This is a genomic window from Tautonia plasticadhaerens, from assembly GCF_007752535.1.
GTDB classification, from domain to species: domain Bacteria; phylum Planctomycetota; class Planctomycetia; order Isosphaerales; family Isosphaeraceae; genus Tautonia; species Tautonia plasticadhaerens.
Genome location: NZ_CP036426.1, coordinates 3,928,713 through 3,949,107, shown reverse-complemented (window position 1 = coordinate 3,949,107; position 20,395 = coordinate 3,928,713). Strand labels below are relative to the sequence as shown.

The following is a 20,395-nucleotide window of genomic DNA, read 5'->3' as shown; positions in this document are numbered from 1 at the left end:
CCCTCCGCGATGCGGACACCTCGGGCATGACGCCGCTTCCGACTCATCGGCCCCGAGTTCCCCCGGCCGTCGCTGATGGCCGGCCCGATGCCCGCGACGCCGCTTTGCCGGCCCGCTTCATGAGGGTAGATATGACATGACACCGCAAGAGCATCCCGATGCCATGCCGCTCGACTCGCCTGGGAAACCCATCCAGCCAGTCCACAATCGCTCGCAAGCCGCACGGACGCGGATTTTGCCTACCTCGCCTTACGATGCCCTACAGACAACGTGGTGGCCTCTGGGGACGACTCCCACGCCAGGGCCGACCGACGACCCGAGGTTCCCGGGTGCGGTCGGCATCGCGAGATCGTGGGCGGGTGGCCCCGACACGTCCTGTCAGAGCGTCTCAGCGGCCTTCAGTGAGCACTTGTGAACTCCAGAAGCTCTTTTCCCGGTTGGCCGCTGTGAGGGCTTGCAGGGGCTTCTGGTGACCACCACCGCCACAGGGGCGGGTTGTGCGGAGCAGGGGGCAGACGAGGCTATGCTGGTTCCGGCGGCTCGCCGATGAACATGTACTCCTTGGCCTTCTTCTTCGCGTAGCTGAACTCCGCGTCGACGCACCGGACAATGCCGTCCCGCTCCAGCAGGTTGACGATCCGTGTCACGGTCATCGCGTGCTCGGCACCCAGCAACTCGGCGATCCGCTCACGCGGGAGGAAGAACGGCCCCGGGGCGGTGTGGCGGGATAAATGCCAGGCGATCGACGCGACGACGCCGTACATCGGGCCCCTATTGTTGCTCAACGGGAAGGCGTGCTCGGCGGCCTCCCGCACCGCCCACGCGAAGATGTCGTCGCCCTCGGCCGTGCGGACCTTGGGCCAGCAGTCCTGGAACGCGTACCAGTACTCCTCGACGGGTCGACCGGCACGTTCGCAGGATCGTGCAACCCCCTTTCTGTAAATTCCCGGCCTGAAGGCGGACAGGTCACCCCGGTCCCGTCGCCAAACGTCTCCGCCCTGTCTCCCAGCCCTCGCTGATCCCCATCAACACCGCACTGACCAGCCGCAGGACTGATCCCTCGTTCGGGGTCAACCCCGCCACCTGCGTCCGCCGGCTCACCTCCTCGTTCAGCCGCTCCGGCATGTCGCTCGTCCGCAGCCGCCGCCGGCGGCCCGGCGGCAGCGTCAAGATGGTCAGCCCCTCCGGCACGTCCTGCTCCGGCCACTCGGCCGGCTTCGGGGCCACGGCCCGGCACCTCTTCGCCGCCGGGCCCAGTCGCCGCTCGGCCTCGCCGCGATCCCGGGCGTCGAAGACCGCCCGCGGGCCGGCGGCGACCTCCGGCGGCAGCGACGGCCTCGGCACGTAGGCCGGGGCGTCCTCCGCCGGGGGGGACTGGCCCCGCCGCCGCGGCACGCCGGTCAGCCGGGCGGCCAGGGCCTGCTCCCGGCCGGCGTGGGCGTCGCCGGCGGGCATCTCGACCCCGTGCGGCCCACGGGCCTGCAGCGAGGCCGGGAAGCCCCGCCAGTGGACCTCCGCCTCCGCCATCGAGACGCCGACCCCGGGGATCGACCGCCGGCCCCCGGGATCGATGCCGATGGCCGTCAGCACCGCACACGAGACGATCGAGCCGCCGAGGCGGACCTCCTCGCCGCGGGCATCCGGGATCGGGTACGGCGTCTCCCCCGGCGGGCGGCCCCGCCACCCCTCCGGCCCCTCGTCGAGGGCCCCGGCGGCCCGGCTGACCTGACTGCCGGTGACCTCCGACCCGCGGGGCCGCTCGGCGATGGCGGCCCCCTTGCCGGTCGAGACGCCCGGCCCGTCCCTCTCGGCGACGGCCGGCTTCGACGCCCGCTCGCCGCGGACGCCCCTCTCCAACGCCGAGGCATAGGAGTCGAGGCCTCGGGCCTGCGGCACCCGGACGGCGATCGGCCCCATCGGGGTGTGCCGCGTCTGGGGCTTGGAGCCGTTGGCGGAGCCCTTGCGTGCCTCGGATCGCCGGTGGGGGGCGGCCCCGAGGGCCTGGGTCCGCTCCCGCTCCATGAGCTCGTCGCGCAGGACGCCGATGGCCTGGGCCAGGCCGTCGGAGCCATGCTCGGCCAGCAGTTCCATGACCTCGTCGATGGCGGCAGGTTGATCCTGGTGGGTCATCGGCGGCGGCCTCCCTGGGGTCGGTCGGCACTTTCCGGGGGGACCGGCGGTGGCCCGCCGCTTCAAGCCGAGCCCTCGCCCAGGCGGGCGGGGAATTTCCAGAAACCAGGATGCACTATCTGGAGAACCGGGGCCTGGGCGATCCGGTCGAGGCGGTCGACGGTGACCGGCTGATCCGGGGCGGCGAAGCCGGGCCTTGTCGTCCCGGCTAGGGCGATGGCCCCGAGGAAGGATCGGCGATCGAGATTCATGGTTTACCCACGCTTGATGACCGAGCGTGTCCCGGCCAGGATCGCCGGAAGGAGCCTCCGGGGGAAGCAATCGTCGTCGCCTCCTGCTCCGCGTGAGGCGACGGCGGAGCAGGGGGAAAGGGCCGTCCCTTCCGTCGGGATCGCGTCGCCGAACAAGCCCGGCCGGCTCAGGCGTGCACCGAACACGTATCGTGCTCGAACATCAGCCGGCCGCAATAGACCGACTTTCGATTCCGGCACCACCCCCAATCCTCGTCGATCCTCCGGAACTCCCGGCACCCCCCGCACTGCTCAGAATGGAAGTGGTAAGGCTCCTGGTCGGAGTCCACCACACGCCCGCAACGGTCGCACCAGGATGCGGTCATGCGGGCACGATCGAGCTGGATGTGGAACGGCATGACGATACTCCTATCAACCCTATATCACTGCTAACCGATCGCCATGGTCGTTGCATCGGCGACCCGGACTCGGGACAGTCTACCCCCATGATGGGGGCGGAGCGAAGCGAGAAATCAGAGGCCAGGGGGAATCGGGTGTCGCCACGCCGCCGCCCGAACGGGCTCCTTCGATCCATGGCGGCATCAGGATTGTTTAGGTAGGACACGCCCTTGGAAGGGTCTCCAGTTCGCGTTTGCAGGCCCCTTGGCCCATTTTCGATCAATTGCACATCAGCTCATTTTATAAAAACAGGGGGGTGAAAAACTGTCCCCTCCGGTATGTGGAGAGACGGCCTCCCGGGGAGACCCGGAAGCCTGTCCCCTCCGACATGCGGGCGGGCCGTCCAGCGGACGGTTCGCCCGGGGCAATGGCCGTGCGGCCGGTTCACCGGCTGGCACCGGGCTCACCCGCATTATGGTACCCGCCGACCGCCGGCGGGGAGCGGTCGAAGGACTGCTCGAAGGGTGCTCAACAATGCATTGTCGGCCCGATGGGGCCGGCGGGTAAGTCACTGCCAAGTAACGACCTACTGATCGCTGCGCAGAGAAGTTAACTCTGTGGCCTCCCGGAACCAGTGATTTTCGGCCTTTCCGGAACCGGATAGTAAACTTCCCTGCGCAGCGATCAGTAGGTAGTACGCTGGGCGTGCCGGGGATGGAGACCCCCGCGACCGTCGCGAGACGGACGCAACACGCTGCGACAGGCCCGGCCTCCGGCCGCATCCCCCGTCCAAACCGGCGGAAGCACGATGGCGTGAAAGGCAGACAGTCCGTACCCGACCGGACGACATACCGGACGCAACCCGTACGCCCAGCGGGCGGGCGGGTCGCCTGAGTCCACGCGAGAGCAGTGCCGTAGGCAAAAGCGGCAGGCCCGCGTCCGGAGTACGCCCGATGCGTCGGGCAACGCCCCCTCGATGGCCGGTGCGGAAGCGGCAGGTTCGATCCCTGTCCAGGCCCCTCGCACGGCGGACGCCGTGCGGTAGACCCCGCCACCCCTGCCAATCGAGGAAACTCCCATGTCCGAGCACACCAACGAAGGGCTCCAGGGCGAGACCGTCCAGGATCAGGTTGCCGACGCTGCGGGCGATGTCCGCAAGGTCGCGGCCCTGATCTGGGACGCCAACGACAACAAACTCGTCCGCACGAAGAAGTACAACGCCGGCAAGGCCATGATCGCTTCGCTCGCGAAGCGGAAGGCGTCCCTCCGCAAAAAGGACGGCAACGGCAACGTCGTCGACCACTTCACGAAGGACGACTTCGACCAGTTCATGAACGAGGTCAAGCTGGAGTTGCGTCTCACGACCCCGCTGAAAGACCCCCGCCCCGATGTCTACGTGCGGTACTACGTCTTCATCGACCTGGCCCGCGAAGTCGCCGGGGACAAGGCCACCGACCTGTCCTTCTTCGTCGTGGTGAACAAGCTGTTCGCCACGATGATCGAGTTCGACAAGGCCGGGCTCACGGCCGAGTTGCGTGCCAGATGGGCAGTGCCGTTCGGCGAGGCCGTCCGTGGCCTCACGGGCGAGAACCCCATGTCGCAACGTGACCTGGAGGCACTGCTCCAGGCCCACAAGGACATGCTCGCGGCCGAGGCCGCGTCCAGGCAGACGCCCGAGGCCCTGGCCGAGGCCGAGCAACGCAAGCAACGCCGCGAGGCGGCCAAGGCCGAGGCCAAAGTCCGCGAGTCGATCGCGGGCGGCATCGACGCCGCGTTGGGCGACAACCTGCTCAACCCGGCCGAGGTCATGCAACTCGTTGAGAAGGCGGCTGCGGCCCGCAAGGTCAAGCTGCCGAACGTCGGTGCCGACCCGTCCCGGCTCACGCCGGACGAGGCTCGTGCCTTCGCCGCCGCGATGAACGCGGCGAAGAACTATGTGGCTGTCCGGTAATTATTCCTGCACTTTCCGGCACTTGAACGGTGCCTGCCGGCCGGTCCAATCCGGCTTCAAGGGCTTGAGCATCCGATGAATCGAGCTGATCCGGATCATCGACTCGCCCGACTCCGGGTACCACTCGTAGTGCCGGCTGTGTCGCCGGTATCGCCCCAGCCACGCCGGCGTCCGCTCGACCACCCAACGCCTCGGCGGCGGCACGAACCCCTCCGAGCCTGCCGGGCGGCTCACCACCTCGATCCGATAGCCGACCTCCTCCTTTGCCATCCACGACTCCAGGCGGTGGTTGTGGTACTTCGAGTCGGCCCACACCAACTCCAGCCGGCTGCGGCGCTCCTCGGTCAGTCGCCCAAGCACCTCCGGGGCGTACGTCCCGTCGTCGGCCGAGGCCGCCGAGACGACGACCACGAGCAGCAACCCCAGCGTGTCCACGACGATGTGCCGCTTCGCCCCCGGGAGCTTTTTGCCCCCGTCGTAACCCCGCTCGCCGCCGACCTCGGCCCCCTTGACCGTCTGGCTGTCGATGCTGCCGGCACTCGGGCTCGGCTGCCGGCCCTCGGCGACCCGCACCCGGCGGCGGAGGGTATCCATGACCCGCTGCCAGGTGCCGTCATCTCGCCAGCGGGCGAAGTGGTCGTCGACGGTGCTCTCGGGCGGCAGGTCGTGCGGCAGCATGTCCCACTGGCAGCCGGAGCGGTTGAGATAGGGGGTCGTATCGAGCACCTCCCGCATGTCGACCTCCCGGGGCCGGCCGACCTCGTCGACGGGGATCAGCGGCTCGATGAGGTCCCACTGATCGTCGGTGAGGTCGGAGGGGTAGGGCTTTCGCATCGGGGCGTGCTCCGTCGTCGGCGTGTGGTGCGGACCTCCTGATGGGGAAAGAGTTTACGTGGTTGGCCGATTACCGGATAGTCTCTATTACTACTCCGTTAGTATCTGGGGTGGCGAATCGGTGAGCCCCCGACAGTAGGGGCAATCATGCCGGCAGATCGGGGCCAGCAGCCGCTGCAACGCCCGCCGGATCGACGGCAGCGTGATCACCGGACCTCGGCGCCCCCCTGCTATGAGGCCGGTTGTCAAGGGGCGCGGTTCGGATCCCGAAGCTGGTGAGGATCAGCCTGCTATTCGTGCTCGGGGCACAGGGTAGGGTCTGCGATCGCGAACGAGGGCCGCCCTCTTTTTACGCGGGTCACCGCCCGCCGGGGGGAGCACGCGGTCACCTCACTCGCAGATCCTCGCTGGCTCGGGGTCGTTCCGCTCCGCTCGACGCGTCGCTCGGGCAGGGGTCGCGGCCGTTGACGGTGCCGCTCCGGGGTTGCGGGGGCCGGGCCGGGCCGCCAGGCGGCCGCCCGGTAGGGCACACCGCTGAGGCTCAGCCGCCACAGCAGGATCGCCAGACGCCGGGCCATCCCCGCGATGGCCTTCTTGCCGTTGCCGGTGGAGGCGACCAGCCGGCGGTACCTCGCCTTCGCTGCCACGTCGCCGGCGACCCACCTCCAGGCCGCCTCGATGAGCACCGTCCGCAGCCGGGCGTTGCCCGACTTCAGCCGCCGCCCCTCGCGGCGCGTCGGGCCGCCCTGCAGGACTTGCGGCGCCAGGCCGATCATCCGGGCAACCTGCCCGCCGTCGCGGAAGCGCGCCGGGTCGTGCAGCTCGACGCGGGAGGTCATCGCCGTGATCGGTCCCACCCCGGGCACCGTCCGCAGGGTCGAGGCCGTCTCGCGGTGGCGATCGGCCTTGGCCAGCTCCTCCAGGCGTCGGGTGGCGCGGGCCACCTGCTCCACGGCGTGCTGACGCTCGTCGAGCATCACGTCCAGGCAGAACCGCAGCTCGGCGGCGAGCTCCAGCCGACGCAGGGCGTCGACCGCCGTGGCCGTCCAATGGGTCAGCCCGGCCGGCTCGGCGACGCCGTGCTGCAGGAGCAACGCCTTGATCTGCTGCTGGATGACGCGGAGCTTGCGTGCCAGCTGCTCACGCAGCCGCACGACCTGGCGGTCGGCCTCCTGCTGCTCGTCGGGGACGCGCACCGGCTGGAGCAGCCCCTTCTGGGCGAAGCCGGCCAGCTTGCGGCAGTCGAGGCGGTCGCTCTTGGCCTCCGGGCCCGGCATGGTGGGGATCTTCGACGGGGCGATCACCTCGGCAGCATAGCCGGCGGCCCGGAGCCGTCGGACCAGGGCGAAGCCGGTGGGGCCGGCCTCGTAGACGACCCGGGCGACTTGCGTGCGGATGGGGTCCAGGCATGCGACGAGCAGCTCGGGGCTGGCCGGCTGGGCCCAGGAGGCGACGAGGCCGCGCAGGTCGGTGACGACGGCGACGTGGTAGCTGGCCTTGTGGACGTCGATGCCGACGTGGGCGACCTCGCCGGTGTCGAGGCGGAGCGTGGAGGACGTGGCGGCGGTGGGGCGGACGACGCGGGTCTTCTTCTTGGTCGCGGTCATGGCCGGGGTCTCTGGAAAGGGGACGAGCGTGTCACTCGCTCAAGTCTGCCTTCCGAACGCCTCCGGCCTTCATGCTATCTTTTTGCCCGGCCGGGATCGCTCCCGACGGGCTCGTCGCTGTTCCGATGCCAGGAAGCCGTAGGCCAGCATCACCAGGCAGGCGTGGTGGTGGAAGCCCCGCCAGGAGCGGCCCTCGAAGTGATCCAGGCCCAACTCCTCCTTCATCTGCTGGTAGCCCTGCTCGATGTTCCAGCCATAATGCCCTCCAAGAGCGCGATGGGGCGGCCCGGCTCGCCCTGAGCCGGGCCGCCCTCACTCTACCGTCCCGGGCGCGGCCTCGGTCTGGTCAGTTCGGCAAGCCGCCCCTTGTTCGCCCACGTCCGCGGCAGCCGGCGGAGCTCGCGCAGCCGCCGCAGCTCGGACCCGTCGGCCCAGATCACGTGGTGGCCCTGGGCGTCGCGATGCGCCGTCAACCACCCGACCCGCACCCATCGCCGCACCGTGTCTCGCGACACCCCCAGCCGACGCGCCAGCGACGACGGCCGGTATTCGTCGCGGCCGAGGCCGGCCGGGCTGCCGAAGGGCGTGCGGGCCAGCCCCAGGTGCCAGAGCAGCCGTTGCACCATCCCCCGCGTGAACCGCTCGGCCCGCTTCGGGGGACGGAACCCCTCGACGTTGAGCCGCTCGGCCATCGCCGCCGGGCTGAGCCGCTCGGCGCGCCATCCCCGCAGTCGCTCGACCAGTCGGGGGTAGTCGGCCAGGAGGTCGTACCGCTTCACCGGCCGGGACATGGCGTGCGACTCGGTCATGCCGCCGGACCAGTGGAGCGTCACATCGACCCGCTCGCTCGCCTTGTCCACGGTGACGGACACGTGGTCAATCAGGAGTCGGGCGATCCGCTGCCGCTCGGCGGGCGTCGTCGTCGTCGCCTGCCACACCGCCGGCAAGTCGCCGGCCAGCGACCGGATCGTCCGCTCGTCGTCCGGTGAGAGCCGACCGGGGGCCGACCCCCGCCACCGCTCGTGCTCGTCCTCGAGGCGCCGCTGCGCCCTCAACGCCTCCTCCCAGCGCCGCTCCAACTCGCGGCCGACCAGGCGATTCTCCGGCTCGCAGGCCTGGTACTGCCGGGCCGCGCGGTCGGCCTCGCAGCCGGCGCGTTCGAGGCGGAGCCGCCAGTGCCGGGCCAGCTCGGACCGCTCGCGCTCGACCTCGGCCACCGCCGCCAAGCTCGCCTCCAGCGCCGCCGGCTCCACCGCCGCCAGGACCCGGCCGGCGACCAGCCCGTCGAGCGCCGGCCCGGAGAGGCTCTGGCAGATCGGCTCGGCGTGGTCGGCCGCCCCGCGGGCACAGGTGTAGCTGTACCGGCCCGTCGCCCCCGAGTACCGCACGAGCATCCGCCGGCCGCACCGCCCGCACCGCAGGAGTCCGGCCAGCAGCGAGGCCCCCTGCCGCGGCGCGCCGGGGCGGTCCCGGCGGGCCCGGTTGGCCTCCAGCCGCTCCTGGTTGTCACAGAACCGCTCCCAGGTGATGTAGGCCGGCAGCCGGTCGCGGATCAGCACCAGGCACTCCTCCGGGCGGCGGACCAGCTTGCCGGTGTCGGGCCGCCCGGGCCGCTTGCGCCGCGGGTCGACCTCCCGGTGGCCGAACCGGTAGGCACCGGCGTAGGCCGGGTGGTGCAGGACGTTCGACAGCGTCGGGCGGTTCGGCCGCCGCCACTCCAACCCGCCGCGGTTGGGGCCGTGGCGGGGTCGGATCGGGATGCGGACCCCGTGGTGGACCAGGTAGCGGAGCAGGCCGTGCAGGGTACCCTCGCGGTCGAACCGGTCGAAGATCAGCCGCACGGTCGCCTGGACCTGCTCGTCGGGGTCGATCGCCCACTCGCCCGAGGCGAGGCGTACGTAGCCCAGCGGCGGGGAGCCCATCGGCTCGCCCCGGCGGGCCTTGTTGAGCCGGCCCTGGCACATCCGCTCCTTGATGACATGAAGTTCTGCCTCGTTCAACATGCCGTGCAGGCCCAGCAGGAGCCTGTCGTTGTGGTCGGCCGGGTCGTAGACGGCGTCGGCGTCGGCCAGGAGCACGCGGAAGCGGGCGCAGAGCTCGAGCAGCTGGTGCCAGTCGCGGTTGGACCGGGCCAGCCGGCTCATCTCCAGGCCGAGGATCAGCCCGACGTTGTCGAGCGCCACCTCGGCCAGCAGCCGCTGGAACCCGGGCCGGCCCTCGATCGACTGGCCGCTCTTGCCCAGGTCGTCGTCGATCGTGGTGACGCGGTCCCGTGGCCACCCGAGGGCGACGGCGCGGTCGGCCAGGGCGTACTGCCGGTCGGTGGACTCGCGGTGGTCGAGCACCTGCTGGGGTGTGGATTGGCGGACGTAGACGAAGGCCGCCCGGTCGAGATGCCAGGGCCGGAGCTTGGGCGAGCGGGTTGCGTCACTCATGGCCGGCCTCCTCGCTTCGGGTGGCCGCCAGGAGCCTGGCGAGGAGTTGGCCGAGCAGGTCGCGGAGCTGTCGCTGCCGGTCGGCCGGCAGGCGGGCCCAGATCGTCGGTGCGACCGTCGGCGGTGGGCAGGGCGCCGTCGTCAGGCGCGGGGGGGAGCGTTGTGACGGGGGGCGACGGACATGCGATGTCTCCCGATGCCGAGGTCAGGTGATGTCGGCACCACGCCGCCAGCTCAAGCAGCGCGGCGGCGCTGATCGTAACCGCCGCCGGGGGTGCTGCACCACCGGTCGCTTGAGGTGCAGTCTGCTTGGCACGTCTCCACCGGCCAGCGGCTCTTCCAGAGCCGCACCGCCTTGATCCGGCTAGTCCGTGGCGGCAAGTTGCTGACGGCATACTTGATCTTCCCGTCGGCCTGCTCCTCGATCAACAACCGCACCGGCTCTGCCCCGACGCACTCGCCGGTGGCCCAGCCGGACGCCGGCCAGACCCGAAGCCAGGCGAAGCGACCCGACAGCTTGCCCTTGGTCCCCTCACGCCACGTCCCCTTGTGCCGCGGCGTCCTCGCGGCCAATTCCTTCAAGTTCATCGGCCGCGGCGCGCCCTCGGCCAGGCGATGCCGCTTGCGCGGTCGGCCGCCCGTGCCGGCCTTCGGCTCCTCCCAACTCGGCGGCGCGGTGAAGCCGACCAGCTCGTCGGTGACCCCGACGATGTACCGCAGCCGCCGCTGCTCCAGGCCGTCGCGGAAGTCGCCCGAGACGCCGTAGCCGGCGTCGGCCACGACGAAGCGGCCCGGCAGGCCCTCGGCACGCACCCGGTCGAGCAACTCCAGGGCGATCTGCCCCTTGCTCAGCGGGCGGCGTTCGGGCTCGGGTACGCCGGCCTCGTCGAGCCGCTCCTCGTCGCCCAGCCAGCGTCCCGGCAGGTAGAGCCGCATCGCCAGCGGGCAGTGGCCCTCGGGGCTGACGTAGCGGACCGAGGGGGCCACCTGGCAGTTGGCCCGCTTGCCCAACGCGCCGCAATACTGCCGCTGGACCCCGACGGAGTGCTTGCCCTGCTCGGGGAAGCTGGTGTCGTCGAAGACGAAGATGCCCCTCGGCGAGGCGAAGGCCTCGGCCATGACGGCGCGATGGCGCCTCCAGACATCCCGCTCGTCCCAGGCGGCCTGGTTGACGAACTGCTGCAGGGCCTGCTCGGGGTCGGCGACGTCCAGGCCGGCGGGCAGGGCGACGCGTCGGGAGAGGGGCTCGATGCTCTTGCGTTCGCCGTCGATGAGCAGGCCGTGGAGATAGACGTGGGCCCAGGCGGCCTGCCGGGCGCGGGCGAAGTCGGGCCGGAACCGGGCGGCGTAGGCGTCGAGGCGTTGCAGGACGTCGGGGGGAAGTTCGGGGGTGTAGGTCTTGCTCATACCTCACGGTACGAACAAACCGCCTCGATCGTTCCGTAGAACCCAACGGAGTAGTACTAAGGGGAGTGCGGCCTGAGCCGAGGCCCACTCTCCCGGACGTACTCGTCGGCGAAGACCAATCCATTGCGGAACGAAATGACATCCACGGGGTCGACCTCTCCGCCCCCGATCCAGGAGGGGATGGTCGTGTTCGTGGGGAGCGTCCGGATCAGCCTGACGACCTCCAGGGTGTCGCGGAGATGCTTCGGCTTCGGCGGGTGGGGCAGTTGACGCTCCATCCACCTCCACAACTCCGAGCGGATTTTTTCCTCGTCGATGAGGACGTACCGCATCCCGTCCCAGGTCCACCAGAGCTTCTGGTGCCGGTGCAGGGGAAACCTGCGGGCGTGGATGAATCCCCAGGCGATCTCGGAGGAGTTCTCGGGATCGAGGATGAGACACGGGGATTCCTGCTCGTGTTGCGTGCGGGAGTTGCTCACGATGCAGGCTCCTGGTCGACCGGGTACGGACGGCGATCCCTCCTGCCCTAGGGGCAGGTTGACGCGGCATCTCCCGGCAATGGCCGAGTTCCGTTCCCGAACTCCTGCAGTGGAAGTTAGATACGGACGAAGATCGTGGCGGACCATGTCCGATCAGCGGTGATGTCGGAAAGGGTGAGGACGCCGGTCGCCATGTCATATTAATGCCGAATAGCGGAGCAGGCGTCAAGTCCACTGCGAGCGTTTATGACATTTCTTACACGCAATCACGCATTCTTTTTTTCCGCAAGTTGCTATTATGATTGGAATTTCGGCGATGGAAATTCGTGAATAATTCAATACAGCCTCAATAATGCTGAATTTCTAGGCAGACCTGCATTGAAAATTGCTGTCTGAGCTGAGTCGGCATCTGGCCTATTAATTTCCGAATGTTGCATGAGTCAGCGTGAGAGGGACATCGAACGGAGAAATCGAAAGAACCGAGGTCTTTAATGGACAAAAAACCTCTAGGTTGGTTGCGAAGACAACAGCGGAGTGGATCAAACTTGTTCGAGGTGACGAGGGTCGAGGGCGATCCCGAGAACACCGAAACTCAGGCAGGACGTCGGGCGGTTCACGCTTGCAGACAAGTATGAACCCGGCTCGGAGCGATTCCCCTTCGCCCCTGCTCCGTCGCCGGCCTCCGGCCGGCGATTAGCAAGCTCATGGGCCATTGCCTCGCCAAGCATTCAAGATTACGACGGGTCGAAGCCACATCGTGATCCGGATGATCGTGCCGTGAGAGTTATCACCTTCGGGCCAAGAATCTGGCCACGGGTCGTGCCGCAATCCCCCTATCCCCCCAGGTATCGGCGTCGGCACGCTGCTTGCATCACGATCATTCGCATCAAGAGAGGCAGATGCTTTCGTCTCCCGGACTGAACATCGCCACTCCTCTCCAGATGGGCCAGACCGTCGACCAGAGGGCCAGTCCCCTCCTACCCTGACCTCTCCGATGGAGTCCTCACCATGAAGAAAGTGGCACTGATTAGCGTCGTGATGCTCGGAGCCCTGGCGTTCGCGTCCCGCCCCGCCGACGCCCAGATCGCCTTCGGCGGACGAGGGTTCTCGTTGTCGATCGGGGTCGGGCCGGGCTATGGATATGGCTACCCGGGCTACGGCGGCATCGGCTACCCCGGCATCGCACCGACCGGATTCGGCCTGGGCTATCCCGGCCTTGGCGGCGGCTACCCGGGGCTTGGGGGCTATGGCTATCCCGCCTTCGGCGGATTCGGCTACACCAGCTACTCTCGCGGCTATACGGGGTTCGGCTATCCCGGACTCGGGTACGGCGGATACCCGGGCTATGGCTATGGATACCGCCCGCCTTACTGCTGGTAAGGTGCGAGAGACATCCCCTCCCGCACGCACTCCGGCTTGCCGCATCCCGAGTGGACTTCGAAGCTCACTCGCCCTGCTCCGCCGGCCGCGATGGAATCGCGGCCGTGCCTGGGAGCCGGAGGGGAGCGGCACGATCAGCCGAGGAGGATGACCATGAGGACGACACTGGCGACCCTCGCCGCCCTGAGCGTCACCCTGGCCTTCGGTATGGCCGAGGCCCACGCCGGTAAGGGCAACCGAGGCAGGGCTCAGGGGCCTGCTCAGCAATATGGCGACATCGTTGGGCTCCCGCCCGGTCACGGCGGCATCCCGCCCGGTCATGGCGGCATCCCGCCTGGACAGGCGAGGAAGCTCTACCAGCCCGGCTACGTCGGCTACCCGCAGGCGGGCTATCCCGGCTGGGGCCAGCAATGGATTGGCGTGCCTGGGCTCGACGCGGGCTACGACCGGTGGCGTCGGGACGCGGCCCGGGCCTATCAGCGGGGCGACTTCTTCATCCAGGGCTGGCGGCAGCGGCCCTACCCGATTCACGGCCCCTATCCCTACGGCTGGCCGAGGTGACGCCCTGCCAGCGAGCCCGAGATGGGGAGTCACAATCGCACTGGATGCGTGCTATGAGATGGTGGAGGCGTGATGGAGACCCTTGCGATGAGTGACGCGGCCTATCAGCAACTCGTCGAGGTCGCGGGCACGATCGCCCGCCACCTCGACTACCCGGGCAAGCCGGACGCAATTCGGGTCTGCCGGGAGGACATCCGGGAGCGGTGCCTGCGGGGCGTGCTCTCGCCGGAGCAGGGCGATCGGCTGACGGCGATGCTCTCGGGCGGGGATCGCCTCATGGACTGACCTTGATCTCGGACACCCTACCGAAGCCGGGGCGTGGTCGCACTCCCCGCCGGTTCGACGTTGGCCGGAGGGTCGGCGGCCGGCGGCATATCGACGAGCGGACGCATCTGCGAGGCGACCTCCTTGGCCGCATCGCCCTCCAGGCCCAGCGGCTCGCCGCCACCAGCGAAGACGATCGAGAGCGAGAGGTCGTCGCCCTCGTCCGAGAACCGAATATAAGCGACCTGGTCGGGGTTGATCAGGTACTCCCCGGCGTGGATGTAGTCGCCCGCCCCATGCGGCCGGGCAACGCCTTCAATTCCCTCCACGACTGCTTCCCGCTGGGCCAGGGCGACGGCCCCGCCCAGCAGCACGCACGCGGCGATCACCGCGAGTGTCGGCTTTCGCATGATGCACCCCTCTCGGTTGGGAGCCTCGCGGGCTCATCCTGGCGTGTAACGTCCCTTCGACGTTCGAGGTCAGGGTCGCACTCGCCCGGACCCGGTCGGGCCGGCATCATCCGTGCCCCCTGCTCCGCAGGCCGTGACAGCGGCCCCGGCCTTTCAGGCGAGGCTGGTGATCGCCGATGGTTCGCGGGCGTGCCTCATTTGACCGCACCGGGGCGACGGAATTCCTTCTCGAACACGCAGATCATCCGCTCGGCCTCCTCGGCCCCGTGCCCATAACGGCCGCACAAGATTTCGGCGAGCCGGCCCCGGTCGCCTTCGATGCGGGCGAGGTCCGCTTCGCTCAGCCTCGACCAGTGGGACTTAACCAGGGCCTTCATCTCCGGCCAGTCGCCCTCGATCTCCGTCCAATTCATCGCCGTGGCCTCCGTGCGATCGGGTCGACCGGCCCTTGCGTCGATGGACGCCCCGAAGTGGTACCGAGCCGGTCGCCTCAGTATCCGCCAACCCGGCGTGCGACGGAACGGGATTCCTGCCAACCGACGTGGATTCAAGAATTATTCGATCTCAGTCGCCGACCGGGTGCTCGATCCACCCCGCGTAGCACCGATTGCACAGGTCCAGGACGACCCGCCGATAGGCCGAGCCTTCGCCTCCTGCTCCGCTCGATCTCCGCCGATCTCGCGGTCGAGGTCATCCTCTTCGATGACCTGCCGTGACGGCTCGGAGCGACTCGCCCCGTCCTGGCCGCCGAGCCCGGTTCATGCCGTGCTCGGGTTGGTGCCACGGGTACTCCGATCATACGCCCCGTGCCGCACCAGGATGGCGGTGGCCTCGTCGGGGCGGCCGTCGGCCGTGACGACCACGATGGGGCGGCCCGCCTCGAATTCGTCGTGGTAATAGCGGGCCTCCTCCTCCGGGATGCCCCAGCCGATGAGGGCCCCTGCCAGGCCAGCGGCCGCTGACCCGGCCGCCGCGTTGGAGAGGATCACGCCCAGCGTCCCGCCGGCGATGGCCGGGCCGACGACCGGGATCACCCCGGCCAGCACCCCGAGGCCGGCCAGGGCCCCCAGGCCCAGGCCCGCCACCAATCCGGCGGCGGCCCCCTCCTCGACGTAGGACCCCTCGATGGCCGTCGCGGCGTCGGAGCCCTCCCAATCGTGTCGCACGGCGAGTCCGACCTGGTCGTCGCGGAAGCCGGCCGCCTTGAGGTCGGCGACGGCCTGGTCGGCGTGGCGGAGGTCCGCGAAGACCCCCACGACGGTCGAACGTCGCTCGGATGCCATGGTGCCCCTCCCGGGTCGATGGCCCGCCTCGTCCCCGTATCTCCGTATCTCGGTCGATGGGGTGGAGCAATCGCGGTGCCATATCCTCGGAGGTGTTGATACCCAGCAACCCTCGGCGTCCTCGCTCCGTCGCGGCGAAGCCGCGATCGTCCGCTGTCGAATCGGTACCTACGTCGCCTGGCGGGTCACCTTTGACCAACCCCACCGGGAGGGGACGCAGGTGATGCGGCCGGCAACAATGCCGCTCGACGATGCCGTGCGGCTGGTCGAGGAAGGTGGGATCACCCACGAGGCGAGTCGTGTGCCCGTCCTGAGGGCACGGCGGCCTGTCGGTTGATTCGTCACCCTGCGTGATCGAGCCCCTTGATTCGAGGGAGCGTCTCCGGCGGCATGATCATCCGATGGACGAGCGGCCGGAGCCCGACCCGGGCCATCACCTTGTAGGCCGCCAGAGACGGACGCATCCACGGGCACGGCTCCAGCCCCAGCAGCCGGCGGACATGTTCCGGCACGAGGACGCTCTGCACGCGGAGGAGCGTCCGGTATCGCCACCGCCCCAGCACCTCGCGGTACCGATCGTAGAGCCGGGCCGTCAGGCCCGAGTACGCCAGGTCACGCTCAAGGTGTCGCCGCCGATCCGCAATCCAATCGGCGTAGCTGGGGGGCAAGCCGGGGATCGCCAGGCCCTCGCCGACCCTGCGAAAGACACCGTAGAGTTCATCCCGCTCGGCCGCGTCCAGCGGCCGAGAGAGCAGTTCGAAGGCCCGCTCCGAGTAGTCGATGAGCATGTACAGGACATCGCGGTGGGCCCACTCCGGGATCGCCTCGGCCCGCCGATGCTCGACGGCCCGGTGGGCGGCCCCGATGCGGTGCAGCGACCGGCGGGCGGTCGCCTCGTCGACGAAGGCGATCTCCTGGGCAAACCGGGCGGTCGTGAAGAGCCGACCGAGCGGGTCGGCCGGGAGCTTGCCGGAGAAGAAGAGCCAGTCGACGGCCCGGTTCAATGCAAACTCGGCGGCGGAGCCGGCGAAGACGAAGAGGATGGCGTCTGCATCCCCCCAGATGCGGCGGACGATCGAGTCCGGGCGGACGAAGGGGGCGATCGGGCCGGTCGCGGGTCGTCGGGGCCGGTCGTCCATCACGGCTGCTCTCGATCCCCAGCACCTGGAACGCCGCCCGCGACACGCCGGATCGCCCCCTCCAACTGGTCGAAGTCGACGGGCTTGGTCAGGTGGAGCGTGAAGCCCGCTTCCCGTGTCTCTCGGAGGTCGGCCTCCATGCCATAGCCGGTCAGGGCGATGCTCGGCAGGGGATGGAACCGTCTCAGCACGTCGATCCCCGAGCCGTCGGGCAGGCCGAGGTCGCTGATCAGCAGGTCGTGTGCCCCGCCCGACGCCAACGCCTCGGCGACGCTGCCGGCCGTCGTCACGGTATGACCCGAGGCGGCCAGCATGCGGGCCGTGATCCGGGCCGTGTCCCCGTTGTCCTCGACGAGCAGGATACGGAGCGGCCGGAGAGGATGCTCCTCGGAGACGACCGGTGATTCGCACTCCTCATCGGACGGCGGAGCGGCCTCGACCAACTCCAGGATGAACGTCGAGCCAGCCCCGACACCCTCGCTCGCCGCCGTGAGCGTCCCGCCGTGGGCCTCGGCCAATGCCCTGGAGATGGCCAGCCCCAGGCCGAGTCCGCCGAAGCGATGCGTCACCTCCGGGTCGCCCTGCTCGAAGGCGTCGAAGATGCGGGTGAGCACCTCCTCCGGGATGCCGATCCCCGTGTCCCGAACCTCGACCCGCAGCCGGCCGTCCCCGGTGTCGTCGGTCTTCACCGCGATGTGCCCGCCCGGGGGGGTGAACTTGACGGCATTCTTGAGCAGGTTCCAGGCGATCTGCTGGAGCCTCGACCCGTCTCCCGGGACGCAGTAGTTCGCGGCCCGGGGCTCGAAGGCGAACTCGAGGTCCTTCGCCTCGATCTCGCGGCGGCAGATGCCGATCGCCTGCTCGATGAGGGCGTGGACATCGACCACTTCCCGTCGGAGTCCCAGCTTGCCCTGGTCGATGCGGGTCAGGTCGAGCAGGTCGTCGATCAGTCGGGCTTCCATCGCCACGTTGCGGCTGATCATCGCCAGGTCGGCCTTCGCCCCGTCCGGCACGCTCGGGTCGTCCTCCAGGGCGGAGGCGGCCATCAGCACCGGCGTCAGCGGCGTCCGGAGTTCATGCGAGAGGGCGGCGAGGAAGCGGTCCTTGGAACGACTCAACGCCTCGACCTCGGCCCGTGCCCGCCGCTCGCGTTCGAGCAACTCGGCCCGCTCGACCTCGGCCCGTCGCCGCTCGGTGACGTCCCGCAGCACCTTGGTGTAGCCCATCAGCCGACCGACATCGTCGCGGATCGCCGTCAGGACGCCGGACGCCCAGAACCGCGTCCCGTCCTTCTTGACGTGCCACCGCTCGTCGTCGGCACGGCCCTCTCGCCTGGCGACCTCGAGTTCCCAGCGGGGGCCTTCCTCGGCCGACTCGGGCGGGAAGATCGCGGCGAACGGCCGGCCGATGATCTCGGGGTCGCGGTAGCCGAGCAAGTGCTCGGCCCCCTCGTTCCAGGTCGCCACGCGGCCGTCGGGATGCAGGGTGAAGATGGCGAAGTCGCGGACGTTGTCGACCATGAGGAAGAAGTCACGCTCCCGCTCCCTTCGAGCCTCCTCGGTGCGACGGAAGGCGACGGTCAGCGAGCCGATCAGGCCGGCGGCCAGGCCGAAGGCGGCCAGCCGCAGGGCGACCCCCGGCGTGACGGCGAAGGAGCCGGCCGGCTCGATGAACAGGAACAGGATCGCCAGGGCGGAGAGGGCGGTGGCGGTGAGCGACTCGATCATGCCCCCGACCCAGGCGGCGACGCAGACGGCGACCAGGAAAATCGGGAAGGTATTGGCCCCGATCAGGGGCGTCAGCAGGAAGCTGAACAGCGTGGCCGTACCCACGGCCAGGAGCATCACGCCGTGGGTGCGGAACGGGGGGCGGCTGGGGATCGGCATGGCCGGCTCGTCGGCGTCGGTGCGAGTCGCAATGGAGCATGGTCGGGGCGGACGTTCGCCACCCTGGCCCTACCTGCATCCCGCGTGCCCCCTGCTCCGCAGGCCGCGACAGCGGCCTTGCCGCCGTTGCCCGGGGCACGCGGCTCGGCCTCGATCGGAGGGGTGAACTCAAGGGGCGAGCCCCAGGCCCCTGAGCAGGTCGTCCAGGTCGAACGGCTTGCTGAGGACCAGGTCCGGACGCAACGCGGCGATCGCCCCCATCCGGGCCGGGTCGCACACGCCCGTCGTCACCACGACCCGGATCGGCAGGCCATCCGTGCGGACTTTTTCCAGGATCGTCCCGCCGTCGCCGTCTGGCAACATCAGGTCCAGCACGAGGAAGCCCGGCCCATCCCCGAGACGCGACAGGCCCTCCTCGACCGTCATGGCCGAGAGGACATCGAAGCCGAGCCGGGTAAGAAGCCGCAGCAGGGTTTTGTGCGATCCGGGATCATCCTCGACCAGCAGCAGCCTCGGCCGGGACGACGGCATCCCGCCTGGCGACGACCCCGGGGAGCACAACGGTGAACCGGCTGCCCGAGCCCACCCTGCTGGAGACGCCCACATCGCCGCCCAACTGTCGGGCCAACCGCCTGGTGATCGCCAATCCCAACCCGAAGCCCTTGGTGCGGTCCCGTTCATCGTTTCCCACCTGGAAGAAGTCGTCGAAAATCCGGCCCAGGTGCTCCGGTGCGATGCCCGGACCCATATCGGCGACGTGGATCGCCACGGAGTCGCCCGTCCGCTCCACGTCCAGCCGCACGCCGCCGGCGTGCGTGAACTTCAGGGCGTTGTCCACGAGGTTGGAGACGATCCGCTCCAGGATCGTCGCGTCGGTGTAGACGGACAGGCCCGGAGGCGAGGACACCTCCAGCGTCAGCCGCTTCTCCCCCGCGACGGCCCGGAACCGCCCGACCACCCCGTTCACCAGGTCGTCCAGGTCGAAGGCGATCGGATGGAACGACTCCTCGCCGCCCTCGACCCGGCCGTACTCCAGGAGGCGGTCGAGCAACGCGGCGACGGCCTTCGCGTTGGAGCGGATCACCGTCAGGGCCTCTCGCTGCCCGGCCACCTGCTCGGCGGACAGGGGCAGGTCCCCCAGCTCCATCTCGGCGAGTTGGGCCTGGAGCATCAGGCCGTTGAGCGGCGTCCGCAGGTCGTGGCTGATGGAGTTGAGGAACAGGCTCTTGCGACGGGACTCGGCACGCTCCTCGTCGAGTTGATGCACCAGCCGCTCGGTGCGGGTCAGTTCGTGGTAGATGACCTTCAACTCGCGGGCATTCCAGGCGTATCGCCAGGTATAGAAGGCCAGGACGGCGAGGAACAGGTCGTAGAGCCGCCAGGCGGGCCAGACCATCTTGATGGGGATGAAGAGGTAGCCGCAGATGCCGCAGAACACGAAGATGTTCTTCATGTTCTTCAAGGCGTGCTGGGCCACGGTCATGCTCGAATTCCGCTGCTCCCGCCACCAGTGCAGGGCGATCAGGGCGTACCCGCTCGCCACGGCCAGGTCGAGGGCGACGGTGAGGATGACCCAGGGCAGGTCCTGGTTCATGCAGTGGTACAGCGTCATGTACCGCTGCGAGCCGCCCGCGAACCAGGCCATCAGGTCGGAGATGCCCATCGGTCGCACACTCATTGGGGGCCATCCCTGTGGTCGCGTCACGCCCGTCCGAACATAGCCGAAGGGCAGGACGCCGCATAGGTGCAATGAAGGCGAGGCGGTGCTTCCCCGGGCGGGCCGATGGACCGACGGCGAGCCCCCCCGCCCCTGCTCCGCCGCCCGCTCTGCGGGCTTGAATCCGTCTATACTCACTGTACTCGTCAGGTTCGGCGGGGAATGAGCATGCACGCACAATGACACCCAGGCTCGCCCTGAAGATTGCCGAACTCCTCCCGGTAGTCCGACCGTTTACCCGACCAAAATGCCACAAGGAATACCATAGATCAGAACCCGCAAG

Annotated in this window: 19 protein-coding genes and 2 pseudogenes; 4 read left to right on the top strand and 17 right to left on the bottom strand. The window is 69.2% G+C overall.

What is annotated here, in order from left to right:
* Positions 1 to 521 precede the first annotated feature (521 nt).
* The 4 genes from ElP_RS15725 to ElP_RS15710 form a co-directional block, all read right to left on the bottom strand.
* Positions 522 to 785 (bottom strand): helix-turn-helix domain-containing protein, encoded by a 264-nt coding sequence (locus tag ElP_RS15725; RefSeq protein ID WP_145270845.1) that lies wholly within the window; start codon positions 783 to 785, stop codon positions 522 to 524.
* A 181-nt stretch (positions 786 to 966) separates the two neighbouring features.
* Positions 967 to 2,130 (bottom strand): IS256 family transposase, encoded by a 1,164-nt coding sequence (locus ElP_RS15720; protein WP_145270844.1) that lies wholly within the window; start codon positions 2,128 to 2,130, stop codon positions 967 to 969.
* Between the two features lie 62 nt (positions 2,131 to 2,192).
* Positions 2,193 to 2,381: a hypothetical protein gene (locus tag ElP_RS15715; RefSeq protein ID WP_145270842.1), complete on the bottom strand. Its 189-nt coding sequence runs from the start codon at positions 2,379 to 2,381 to the stop codon at positions 2,193 to 2,195.
* 167 nt (positions 2,382 to 2,548) lie between these two features.
* Entirely contained in the window at positions 2,549 to 2,779 is a 231-nt protein-coding gene (locus ElP_RS15710) for a hypothetical protein (protein WP_145270840.1), read from the bottom strand.
* A gap of 1,058 nt (positions 2,780 to 3,837) precedes the next feature.
* On the opposite strand from ElP_RS15710, the gene ElP_RS15705 reads away from it, so the two are divergent.
* A complete protein-coding gene (locus ElP_RS15705) occupies positions 3,838 to 4,710 on the top strand; it encodes a hypothetical protein (RefSeq protein ID WP_145270838.1) in 873 nt (290 codons plus the stop codon).
* Here ElP_RS15705 and ElP_RS15700 read toward each other — a convergent pair whose 3' ends face one another.
* The 6 genes and pseudogenes from ElP_RS15700 to ElP_RS15675 all read right to left on the bottom strand — a co-directional run bounded on the left by ElP_RS15700 (position 4,711) and on the right by ElP_RS15675 (position 11,472).
* The gene (locus ElP_RS15700) at positions 4,711 to 5,544 is read right to left on the bottom strand and encodes an IS5 family transposase (protein WP_145270836.1); all 834 of its coding nucleotides are present in this window, start codon (positions 5,542 to 5,544) and stop codon (positions 4,711 to 4,713) included.
* 290 nt (positions 5,545 to 5,834) lie between these two features.
* Positions 5,835 to 7,151: an IS110 family RNA-guided transposase gene (locus tag ElP_RS15695; RefSeq protein ID WP_145270834.1), complete on the bottom strand. Its 1,317-nt coding sequence runs from the start codon at positions 7,149 to 7,151 to the stop codon at positions 5,835 to 5,837.
* 69 nt (positions 7,152 to 7,220) lie between these two features.
* A pseudogene (locus tag ElP_RS15690) lies at positions 7,221 to 7,403 on the bottom strand (IS701 family transposase); the annotation flags it as partial.
* A 65-nt stretch (positions 7,404 to 7,468) separates the two neighbouring features.
* Positions 7,469 to 9,586 (bottom strand): recombinase family protein, encoded by a 2,118-nt coding sequence (locus ElP_RS15685; RefSeq protein ID WP_145267375.1) that lies wholly within the window; start codon positions 9,584 to 9,586, stop codon positions 7,469 to 7,471.
* Positions 9,587 to 9,898: 312 nt separating this feature from the next.
* Positions 9,899 to 10,993, bottom strand: a pseudogene (locus ElP_RS15680) (IS701 family transposase); the annotation flags it as partial.
* 56 nt (positions 10,994 to 11,049) lie between these two features.
* Complete coding sequence (locus ElP_RS15675; RefSeq protein WP_145270830.1) at positions 11,050 to 11,472, bottom strand: hypothetical protein; 423 nt, start codon at positions 11,470 to 11,472, stop codon at positions 11,050 to 11,052.
* A gap of 1,008 nt (positions 11,473 to 12,480) precedes the next feature.
* Here ElP_RS15675 and ElP_RS15670 point away from each other — a divergent pair.
* The 3 genes from ElP_RS15670 to ElP_RS15660 all read left to right on the top strand — a co-directional run bounded on the left by ElP_RS15670 (position 12,481) and on the right by ElP_RS15660 (position 13,698).
* Positions 12,481 to 12,852 (top strand): hypothetical protein, encoded by a 372-nt coding sequence (locus tag ElP_RS15670; RefSeq protein ID WP_197447019.1) that lies wholly within the window; start codon positions 12,481 to 12,483, stop codon positions 12,850 to 12,852.
* A 153-nt stretch (positions 12,853 to 13,005) separates the two neighbouring features.
* Positions 13,006 to 13,413 (top strand): hypothetical protein, encoded by a 408-nt coding sequence (locus ElP_RS15665; protein WP_145270828.1) that lies wholly within the window; start codon positions 13,006 to 13,008, stop codon positions 13,411 to 13,413.
* Between the two features lie 87 nt (positions 13,414 to 13,500).
* A complete protein-coding gene (locus ElP_RS15660) occupies positions 13,501 to 13,698 on the top strand; it encodes a hypothetical protein (RefSeq protein ID WP_145270826.1) in 198 nt (65 codons plus the stop codon).
* A 17-nt stretch (positions 13,699 to 13,715) separates the two neighbouring features.
* Here the strand turns inward: ElP_RS15660 and ElP_RS15655 are convergent, their stop codons facing one another.
* The 7 genes from ElP_RS15655 to ElP_RS15625 all read right to left on the bottom strand — a co-directional run bounded on the left by ElP_RS15655 (position 13,716) and on the right by ElP_RS15625 (position 20,073).
* Positions 13,716 to 14,087 carry a hypothetical protein gene (locus tag ElP_RS15655; RefSeq protein WP_145270825.1) on the bottom strand — a complete coding sequence of 124 codons (372 nt, stop codon included), beginning with the start codon at positions 14,085 to 14,087 and terminating at the stop codon, positions 13,716 to 13,718.
* A 194-nt stretch (positions 14,088 to 14,281) separates the two neighbouring features.
* Positions 14,282 to 14,500, bottom strand: a complete 219-nt coding sequence (locus tag ElP_RS15650) for a CsbD family protein (protein WP_145270823.1) — start codon at positions 14,498 to 14,500, stop codon at positions 14,282 to 14,284.
* A 345-nt stretch (positions 14,501 to 14,845) separates the two neighbouring features.
* Positions 14,846 to 15,370 carry a hypothetical protein gene (locus ElP_RS15645; RefSeq protein WP_145270821.1) on the bottom strand — a complete coding sequence of 175 codons (525 nt, stop codon included), beginning with the start codon at positions 15,368 to 15,370 and terminating at the stop codon, positions 14,846 to 14,848.
* Positions 15,371 to 15,711: 341 nt separating this feature from the next.
* Positions 15,712 to 16,509: an oxygenase MpaB family protein gene (locus ElP_RS15640; protein ID WP_145270819.1), complete on the bottom strand. Its 798-nt coding sequence runs from the start codon at positions 16,507 to 16,509 to the stop codon at positions 15,712 to 15,714.
* Positions 16,509 to 18,395, bottom strand: coding sequence for an ATP-binding protein (locus ElP_RS15635; RefSeq protein ID WP_145270817.1), 1,887 nt, complete (start codon positions 18,393 to 18,395; stop codon positions 16,509 to 16,511). The genes ElP_RS15640 and ElP_RS15635 overlap by 1 nt, the downstream gene beginning before the upstream one ends.
* Positions 18,396 to 18,563: 168 nt before the next feature.
* On the bottom strand, positions 18,564 to 18,926 hold the full coding sequence (locus ElP_RS15630) for a response regulator (RefSeq protein ID WP_197447018.1): 363 nt from the start codon (positions 18,924 to 18,926) through the stop codon (positions 18,564 to 18,566).
* Complete coding sequence (locus tag ElP_RS15625) at positions 18,886 to 20,073, bottom strand: sensor histidine kinase (protein WP_145270814.1); 1,188 nt, start codon at positions 20,071 to 20,073, stop codon at positions 18,886 to 18,888. Before ElP_RS15625 ends, ElP_RS15630 begins: the two co-directional genes overlap by 41 nt.
* Positions 20,074 to 20,395 lie beyond the last annotated feature (322 nt).

Coding starts and splice junctions, on each gene's coding strand:
- ElP_RS15650 (WP_145270823.1), bottom strand. CDS start 14,500: ATGAATTGGACGGAGATCGAGGGCGACTGGCCGGAGATGAAGGCCCTG.
- ElP_RS15720 (WP_145270844.1), bottom strand. CDS start 2,130: ATGACCCACCAGGATCAACCTGCCGCCATCGACGAGGTCATGGAACTG.
- ElP_RS15640 (WP_145270819.1), bottom strand. CDS start 16,509: ATGGACGACCGGCCCCGACGACCCGCGACCGGCCCGATCGCCCCCTTC.
- ElP_RS15700 (WP_145270836.1), bottom strand. CDS start 5,544: ATGCGAAAGCCCTACCCCTCCGACCTCACCGACGATCAGTGGGACCTC.
- ElP_RS15635 (WP_145270817.1), bottom strand. CDS start 18,395: ATGCCGATCCCCAGCCGCCCCCCGTTCCGCACCCACGGCGTGATGCTC.
- ElP_RS15645 (WP_145270821.1), bottom strand. CDS start 15,370: ATGGCATCCGAGCGACGTTCGACCGTCGTGGGGGTCTTCGCGGACCTC.
- ElP_RS15625 (WP_145270814.1), bottom strand. CDS start 20,073: ATGAGTGTGCGACCGATGGGCATCTCCGACCTGATGGCCTGGTTCGCG.
- ElP_RS15705 (WP_145270838.1), top strand. CDS start 3,838: ATGTCCGAGCACACCAACGAAGGGCTCCAGGGCGAGACCGTCCAGGAT.
- ElP_RS15695 (WP_145270834.1), bottom strand. CDS start 7,151: ATGACCGCGACCAAGAAGAAGACCCGCGTCGTCCGCCCCACCGCCGCC.
- ElP_RS15655 (WP_145270825.1), bottom strand. CDS start 14,087: ATGCGAAAGCCGACACTCGCGGTGATCGCCGCGTGCGTGCTGCTGGGC.
- ElP_RS15670 (WP_197447019.1), top strand. CDS start 12,481: ATGAAGAAAGTGGCACTGATTAGCGTCGTGATGCTCGGAGCCCTGGCG.
- ElP_RS15685 (WP_145267375.1), bottom strand. CDS start 9,586: ATGAGTGACGCAACCCGCTCGCCCAAGCTCCGGCCCTGGCATCTCGAC.
- ElP_RS15665 (WP_145270828.1), top strand. CDS start 13,006: ATGAGGACGACACTGGCGACCCTCGCCGCCCTGAGCGTCACCCTGGCC.
- ElP_RS15660 (WP_145270826.1), top strand. CDS start 13,501: ATGAGTGACGCGGCCTATCAGCAACTCGTCGAGGTCGCGGGCACGATC.
- ElP_RS15710 (WP_145270840.1), bottom strand. CDS start 2,779: ATGCCGTTCCACATCCAGCTCGATCGTGCCCGCATGACCGCATCCTGG.
- ElP_RS15630 (WP_197447018.1), bottom strand. CDS start 18,926: ATGCCGTCGTCCCGGCCGAGGCTGCTGCTGGTCGAGGATGATCCCGGA.
- ElP_RS15715 (WP_145270842.1), bottom strand. CDS start 2,381: ATGAATCTCGATCGCCGATCCTTCCTCGGGGCCATCGCCCTAGCCGGG.